The organism is Corynebacterium sp. HMSC068G04 (assembly GCF_001814885.1).
Classification (GTDB): domain Bacteria; phylum Actinomycetota; class Actinomycetes; order Mycobacteriales; family Mycobacteriaceae; genus Corynebacterium; species Corynebacterium hiratae.
Window position 1 is genome coordinate 400 of record NZ_KV818334.1, and the last position, 224, is coordinate 623.

The following is a 224-nucleotide window of genomic DNA, read 5'->3' on the forward strand; positions in this document are numbered from 1 at the left end:
TGGCTGCCTGATTGGCGATGCCGCATGATACTTACTACATCGACCAGCGCGATGCAGCACAGCATATCAAGGCCCTGGATATATATCCGGTAGGGGTCCGACTGGGTGGTCGCAAAAGGCGCTACCTGAGGATTGATGTCAGTGACCCTGGACGCTTCACCTGGGATAATTAGCGCGTATGAACGGTGCAGGGATCCATTGCGGTCTATAAGCAACGGCTCGGG